8 protein-coding genes and 1 tRNA gene are annotated in these 7,116 nt (G+C 65.3%); 4 read left to right on the top strand and 5 right to left on the bottom strand.

Annotation, left to right across the window (positions count from 1 at the left end):
• Positions 1 to 501: 501 nt before the first annotated feature.
• The 3 genes from ACLHHB_RS01775 to ACLHHB_RS01765 form a co-directional block, all read right to left on the bottom strand.
• A tRNA-Ala gene (locus tag ACLHHB_RS01775) sits at positions 502 to 577 on the bottom strand.
• A gap of 187 nt (positions 578 to 764) precedes the next feature.
• Complete coding sequence (locus ACLHHB_RS01770) at positions 765 to 1,160, bottom strand: DoxX family protein (RefSeq protein ID WP_410216564.1); 396 nt, start codon at positions 1,158 to 1,160, stop codon at positions 765 to 767.
• A gap of 48 nt (positions 1,161 to 1,208) precedes the next feature.
• On the bottom strand, positions 1,209 to 1,529 hold the full coding sequence (locus ACLHHB_RS01765; protein ID WP_410216563.1) for an FYDLN acid domain-containing protein: 321 nt from the start codon (positions 1,527 to 1,529) through the stop codon (positions 1,209 to 1,211).
• A gap of 96 nt (positions 1,530 to 1,625) precedes the next feature.
• On the opposite strand from ACLHHB_RS01765, the gene ACLHHB_RS01760 reads away from it, so the two are divergent.
• Positions 1,626 to 2,321, top strand: a complete 696-nt coding sequence (locus ACLHHB_RS01760; protein ID WP_410216562.1) for a M48 family metallopeptidase — start codon at positions 1,626 to 1,628, stop codon at positions 2,319 to 2,321.
• A gap of 31 nt (positions 2,322 to 2,352) precedes the next feature.
• Positions 2,353 to 2,997, top strand: a complete 645-nt coding sequence (locus ACLHHB_RS01755) for a GntR family transcriptional regulator (protein WP_410216561.1) — start codon at positions 2,353 to 2,355, stop codon at positions 2,995 to 2,997.
• 16 nt (positions 2,998 to 3,013) lie between these two features.
• Here ACLHHB_RS01755 and ACLHHB_RS01750 read toward each other — a convergent pair whose 3' ends face one another.
• Together ACLHHB_RS01750 and hemB are read right to left on the bottom strand one after the other, a co-directional pair.
• A complete protein-coding gene (locus ACLHHB_RS01750; protein ID WP_410216560.1) occupies positions 3,014 to 3,622 on the bottom strand; it encodes a YSC84-related protein in 609 nt (202 codons plus the stop codon).
• Positions 3,623 to 3,692: 70 nt separating this feature from the next.
• Positions 3,693 to 4,688 (bottom strand): porphobilinogen synthase, encoded by a 996-nt coding sequence (gene hemB, locus ACLHHB_RS01745; protein WP_410216559.1) that lies wholly within the window; start codon positions 4,686 to 4,688, stop codon positions 3,693 to 3,695.
• Between the two features lie 93 nt (positions 4,689 to 4,781).
• On the opposite strand from hemB, the gene ACLHHB_RS01740 reads away from it, so the two are divergent.
• On the top strand, positions 4,782 to 5,354 hold the full coding sequence (locus ACLHHB_RS01740) for a hypothetical protein (protein ID WP_410216558.1): 573 nt from the start codon (positions 4,782 to 4,784) through the stop codon (positions 5,352 to 5,354).
• Positions 5,355 to 5,394: 40 nt separating this feature from the next.
• The coding region (locus ACLHHB_RS01735; protein WP_410216557.1) for a CarD family transcriptional regulator at positions 5,395 to 7,116 on the top strand (1,722 nt) is incomplete at its 3' end.

The following is a 7,116-nucleotide window of genomic DNA, read 5'->3' as shown; positions in this document are numbered from 1 at the left end:
CGTGCGGCCCGAGCTTGATGGGGAAGGGCAGGCCCCGCTCCAACGCCGCGTTCCGCAACAATGCCGTATCGACCGAATGTCCTGCGCAAAAACGTTTCGCCTTTTCTCGGAATACTCGTCGACAACCCTTTCGCAGGACCGGAATCGGGAGCGTGAGTTGAAGCCTAGCAGACGAACCAAAAGACCAACCATCGCGACTATCCAAGGAAAGCTACATGATCAGCCGACTTGGCATAAATCTGGATCCCATACTGGGCTTATGCCGGTGGCTACTCCCTATAAAGATAACTCGGCTTTATGGAGCACAGCCACCTAAACGCGCAGCTATCGTTAACGGCTGCCTCTCCTGCAAAGGCTTTCCATTGAGATTGGCCTGTATCAGTCTCTCTAGCGACGCCCCATGAAGGGTAGGTAAGCAAGCATATAGAGGAAATATCGGAGAGTTTCGCTCCCCAGAGCGTGTTTCGCCTGATCTCAGAAGTTATTCTGCATGTAATGATTTGGTGGAGCCAAGGGGAATCGAACCCCTGACCTCTTGAATGCCATTCAAGCGCTCTACCAACTGAGCTATGGCCCCACCGGAGGTCTGCGAAGCGCCGCGGCGCGTCGTGTGAGCGGTCTATATGGGCGGGAAGAAAGGGCTGCAAGAGGAAAAAGCAGGTCACGTGCAGAAAACCGGAGGAAACTTTTGCAAGCCGTTGTCTCCCATTGGCGGAATCACCAAGGCGCAGCGACAGGCGCTGCAATGGGGGCATCGGGTCCGGTCAGGAGACGCGTTTGGTGGATCGGTCGAGGCTGAAAGCGCCCGGTCCCGCGAACACCAGATAAAGGAACACGAAACAGTAGAGGATGGCCGCATCACCCCCATTGAGCGCAGGAAACGGATTTTGCGGTGCGTGAGCCATCCAGTAGGCGACCGCCATCTGGCCCGACAAGAGAAAGGCCACCGGACGCGTGAAAAGGCCCAGGATCAGCAAGCCCCCGCCCACCAGTTCCAACATTCCCGCCGTCCAGGACAGGGTGAATGCAGCAGGGTTCATGTCGCTGGCCGGAAAGCCCAGGATCTTCTGGGTGCCGTGCGCAAAGAAGATCAGGGCCGAGACGATGCGCAGGATGCCCAGCATCTGCGGTTGGTAGCGCGAAAGGCCGTCAAAGGGCATGTCATGTCTCCTGATGAAAAGGCCGCGCCTTTCGGCGCGGCCCTTGGATCACTCTTCCTCGTCCTCGGCGACATCGGCGATGTCGTCCAGTGACACATCGGCGTCGTCATCGTCTTCTTCCAGCAGATCATCGTCCAGTTCGCCGGCGTCGTCGCCGATTTCCTCGTCGTCATCGACCAGATCGTCATCGTCGGTGGCCGCAGCCGCAGTCTTTTCCGTGACCAGTGTCTTGCCGCGCCCGTCGGTCAGGCTGTCCAGCGTGAACTGGTTGCCGCAGGCCGGGCAGGTCATCGGATCGTTCTTCAGGTCATAAAAGCGCGTCGCGCAATGCGGGCACAGGCGCTTCGTGCCCCATTCCTCTTTGGGCATGGTAATCTCCTTCAGCCGCGATTAGGGAAACCGGGCGACCCCCTGCCACAGCGGCCTGAGGGTGTCAAAGGCTTTATCTGGCAGGCCGGAGCAGGCATGGCAAGCGTCGATCCGCGGATCATCCTTCAAGACGGGCTGGCCGTGCGACTGAAACGCTCGGCCCGGGCGCGGCGCATGGTGCTGCGGGTGCCGCGCGACGGATCGGGTGCAGTGCTGACGCTGCCCGCCCATGTGCCCCTGGCCGAGGGGCAGGCCTTTGCCGAATCAAAGCGGGGCTGGCTGGGGCGCGCCCTGTCTCGTCTGCCCGAACGCCATCATGCAGTGGCCGGTGCTTTGTTGCCGGTCGAGGGCGAGGAGCTGATCCTGTCACCCGCGTCCGTGCGGCGCCCGGAGATGCGGGAAGGGGCGCTGCTGATTCCCCAAGGACGGCCGGTCGGCCCGGTGGCCGCCGCCTTTCTGCAGCAACTGGCGCTGCTGCGCCTGCGGAGGGCCTGCGACGGGTTCAGCGCATTCCTGAACCGTCCGTATCGCGCGATCGTGCTGCGCGACACGCGGTCGCGCTGGGGCAGTTGCACCCATGACGGACGCCTGATGTTCTCGTGGCGGCTGGTGATGGCCCCGCCGGCAGTGCTGACCTATGTCGCCGCCCACGAGGTCGCGCATCTGGCGCATATGGATCACTCGCCCCGGTTCTGGTCGCAGGTCGAGGCGCTGATGCCGCATCATGCCACCCATCGGGCATGGCTGCGGGCTTACGGCGGGGATCTGATGCTGTGGCAATTCCGCGATTGACCGCACCGTCATTTGTGATCACATCGTCCCGATGAGTATTTCCCGCCCTTCCGAGCCTGCCGCGCACGAGCGGCTGTACCGCACCCTGCGCAGCCAGATCATGCTGGGCGAACTGCCGCCGGGCAAGGCGCTGACCTTGCGCGGCATCGCGCGCGACCATCACCTGTCTATGACCCCCGCCCGCGAGGCGGTGCGGCGCCTTGTGGCGGAAGGGGCGCTGACGCTGTCAGGGTCCGGACGGGTGGCAACGCCCGCCCTGTCGGACGACCGGATCGAGGAACTGGCCGCCCTGCGCGCCTTGATCGAACCCGAACTGGCCGCACGTGCCTTGCCGCGCGCGCATTTCGCCCTGATCGACCGGCTGGCTACGATGAACGGCCGCATCGCCGATGCGGTCGAGCGTCACGATGCGGTGGGCTATATCCGCTGCAACCTGGATTTTCACCGGATGTTGTATCTGCGCGCCCAGGCCCCGGCGATGTTGGCCATGCTTGAAACGATCTGGCTGCAGTTGGGCCCGACGATGCGGGCGCTGTACGGGCGGGTCAAGCGGAACGAGCCGCCGCGGCACCACCGCATGATCTTGGCGGCCTTGCGCGCGGGTGATGAACCCGCGCTTCGATTGGCGGTCCGGGCCGATGTGACGCATGGGCTGCGCCACCTGACATCGGCCTGATCGGTTCCTGGGGGGCCTAGCCCGGCAGCCCCATCGTGCCGAAGCTGATCTCGGGCAGGGTCGAGGGAATGATGCGATTGTATTTCGTGCCCTCGATCGCGGCGCCTGCGATCAGTCCCGACTGGCCGAAAATCATCGCCACGACCGGGAACTGGGCCGAGAACGTATCGGCCCCCACAGCCATGCCGCCCGAAGGCATGGCATAATAAGCGCCGGCGCCCGCAACCCAGCCGGGGGCACCGCGAAAGGCCTGCAGTGCCTCATCGGTCTGGAAGATCAGCACATGCGCGTATTGCTGCGCCCCGGCTTGGATGCCGACGGTGGCACGGGTCGCGGAATAATAATCCACCGACTGACCGCCGATCCGCAGCGCGCCCTGACCATAGGCCCCGCCAAAGCCCAAGGCCGCCTCCGTCATCAGCGGCATGTAAAGAACGCCCCGCGCATTCTGCACCAGCGGCGCGGCGGCCGGATAGGTCGTGACCAGATACTGGTGCGTCTGGTCCACGCGGGCATCCAGCTGCGCGGCGCCGTTGGTGCCGACGGCATTGGTGCAGCCGGCCATCAGCAGGGCGGCCCCGCCCGATGCCAGCAGGGTGCGGCGGGACAGTGTGGGTTGGGTCATGTGTCGCCTCGTGTCGGTGATGGGGGCTCTGGCTGGCCCGTTGGCGCGGAGGATACGCCAGCCGGACCTGTCATGCCAGCATCTCGGCCACGGTGGGCGCGAAATAGCTCAGCACCCCGTCGCAGCCGGCGCGGCGAAAGCCCAGCAGGCTTTCGATCATCGCGTCGCGCGACAGCCAGCCGTTCCGGATCGCGGCCTCGATCATCGCGTATTCGCCGCTGACCTGATAGGCGAATGTAGGGGCGCCAAACTCGTCCTTCACGGCGCGGCAGATGTCCAGATAGGGCATGCCGGGCTTGACCATGACCATGTCCGCCCCTTCAGCAAGGTCACGGGCGACACAGCGGATCGCCTCGCCGCGGTTGGCAGGATTGATCTGATAGGTTTTCTTGTCGCCGACCAGCCGTCCCGAAGCGCCCACCGCGTCCCGGAAGGGCCCATAAAAGGCAGAAGCGAACTTGGCCGCATAGGACAGGATCGCGACATGCTTGTGCCCCTCGCGCTCCAGTGCGGCGCGCAGGGCGGCGATGCGACCGTCCATCATGTCCGACGGCCCCAGGATGTCGGCCCCGCATTCCGCCTGCACCAGCGCCATGCGGACCAGGGCTTCCACCGTCTCGTCGTTCAGGATCTCTCCGTCCACGACGAGGCCGTCATGGCCGTTGGCATTGTAAGGGTCCAGCGCGATGTCCGTCATCACCACCAGATCGGGCACCGTTTCCTTGACGGCGCGGATGGCAAGGTTGCCGATGTTGTCCGGGTCCCAGGCCCGTTCGCAGTTCTCGGTCCGGCTGTCCTGATCGGAATGGGGAAAGATGCAGATCGCGGGGATATTGAGCCGCGCCGCCCGTTCGGCCGCCCGCCTGGCACCGTCCAGCGTCAGGCGTTCCACCCCCGGCATCGAAGGGATCTCTCCCTCGGCGCCCGCAACCTCGGTCACGAAGATCGGCCAGATCAGGTTGGCGGGCGTCAGGTTCCTTTCCGACACCATGGCGCGGATGTTGGCGTTGCGGCGCAGGCGGCGCAGGCGCGAGGCGGGGAACGGGGCGATGATCGGGTTGGCCATGCGGGCCTCCTGTCAGATTGGAACGACCGGGGCGCTTTTCCTTGGTCGAAACCCGTTCTAAGGTCGCCGGCAGCCAAGGACAAGGAACTGCCCGTGCCGCAAGTCAACAGCCTGATCGGCCTGCTGGACAGCCGGTCTTTCATGACGATCTGGTACTGGCTGGCGCTGGTGGGGATGTGGTCGGCAACCGGCCGCAGCATCCTGGGCGTTCCGTCCGAGGTCGTGTCCCATGCCCGCGCCGCACAAGCGCGCGGCGAATACGAGGGCGCGGCCGTCATCACGCTGCTGGACTGGCTGTCGCTGGTGCTGCCACGCTGGCGGCTTGGTCCGCGAGAAGGGGCGGTGTTCCTAGGAGTGACCAGCTTTCTCCTCAGTTCGCTGGCGGTTCTGGGCTTTGTCTTCTGGCTGGAGCTGGCGCAGGCGCTGGTGCTGCTGCTGGTGCCGTTCTGGCTGTTGTTCTGGATGCGCGTACGGCTGGCGCGGCGTCTTTTTCCGCTGGTCGAGGCGGCGCAGGAGGGGCGGATGCCCATGGACGACGCCGCGGCCGAGGCCGCACGACGGATGACCTGGCATCGTCGGCTGGTGACGCTGATGTCGATGGTCGCGGTGGCGCTGACCGTGCTTTGGGGGACCTTGTGGACCCTGATGCATCCCAACGGGTTGTGATGCGCTTGACTTCGCGGCCCCGCTCTATACCTCACGGCTCATGTCCCAGCAGTTGATCCTTTCCGGTGCGCCCGAAGGCTATGATGCGGCGCTGATCGCGCGCGAAGCGGCGCGTCCCGAAAACAACGGCGCGCCGGTGATCCATATCGCCCGCGACGACCGCCGCATGGCCGCCACCCGCGCGGCCCTGTCCTTTCTGGCACCGCAACTGGTGGTGCTGGATTTCCCGGCCTGGGACACGACGCCCTATGACCGCGTCTCGCCCGCGCCCGAGCTCCAGGCCGCACGCATGGCGACGCTGGCCGGACTGGCGCAGGGGGCGATCAAGGGGCCGTTCGTCCTGCTGACCACGCTGAACGCGGTGCTGCAGCGCGTACCGGCCCGCGATCTGGTGCGCAACACCGCCTTCACCGCCCGCGTGGGCGATCGCATTGACGAGGGGGCGCTGCGTGCCTTTCTGGTCCGCATGGGCTTTGTTCAAAGTCCCACCGTGACCGAACCCGGCGATTATGCGGTGCGCGGCGGCATCATCGACATCTTTCCGCCGGGCGAATCGGGACCGATCCGCCTTGATCTGTTCGGCGACGTTCTGGACGGGGCGCGGCGTTTCGACGCGGTCACGCAACGTACCACCGAAAAGCTGTCGCGGATCGAGCTGGCCCCCATGTCCGAGGTGATCTTGGACGAGGACGCCATCACCCGTTTTCGCCAGAACTATCGCACCGAATACGGCGGCGGCACCAACGACCCGCTGTATGAAAGCATCAGCGCGGGGCAGAAGACGGCGGGCCTGGAACATTGGCTGCCGTGGTTTCATGATCGCATGGAAAGCCTGTTCGATTATCTTCCCGGCGCCTCGGTCGTGCTGGACGACCATGTGGGCCAGGTGATCGACGCGCGGCGCAACACGATCCGCGAACAGTTCGACGCGCGCCGTGCGGCCATGGCCGCCAAGGGCCGCGCCGATACGGTCTACAAGCCCGTGCCCCCCGATGCGATGTTCCCGACTGAAGGTGAATGGGCCGGCTGGCTGGCCCCGCATCGCGTGCTGCGCCTGTCGGTCCTGAACCAGCCCCCCGGTCCGGGCGTGCTGGACGCGGGCGGGCGACCCGGGCGCAACTTTGTTCCCGAACGCCAGGCTGAACAGATCAACTTGTTCAGCGCCCTGGCCGCGCATGTGAAGGCGCTGGCCAAGGATCACCGCGTCATCATCGCCAGCTTTTCGGAGGGCGCGCGCGAACGGCTGTCGGGCCTTCTGGCCGACGAAGGGCTGACAGGGGCCAAGCCCATCGGGGACCTGCGCGATCTGCCCGACCAGCCGGGTGCGCTGGGCCTGGCGGTCTGGCCGCTGGACGAAGGCTTCGTGGCCGAAGGAACGGCACTGGGCCGCATCGCCGTCATCTCGGAACAGGACGTTCTGGGCGACCGGCTGATCCGGGGCGCGAAGAAGCGCCGCAAGGCCGAGAATTTCCTCAAGGACACGCAGACCCTGAGCCCAGGCGATCTGGTCGTCCATGTCGAGCACGGCATCGGCCGTTATACCGGCATCGAAACGATCATGGCCCTCAAGGTGCCGCATGACTGCGTCGCGCTGGAATATGCCGGCGGCGACCGGTTGTATCTGCCCGTCGAAAATATCGAGCTGCTCAGCCGTTACGGCCACGAGGAGGGTTTGCTGGACCGTCTGGGCGGCGGTGCCTGGCAGGCCCGCAAGGCGCGCCTGAAGGAACGCATCAAGCTGATCGCCGACAAGCTGATGCGC

Origin of the sequence: Paracoccus sp. (in: a-proteobacteria) (assembly GCF_046462195.1) — a bacterium.
In the GTDB taxonomy this organism is placed as follows: domain Bacteria; phylum Pseudomonadota; class Alphaproteobacteria; order Rhodobacterales; family Rhodobacteraceae; genus Paracoccus.
This window is presented reverse-complemented; position numbering and strand designations above follow the sequence as displayed.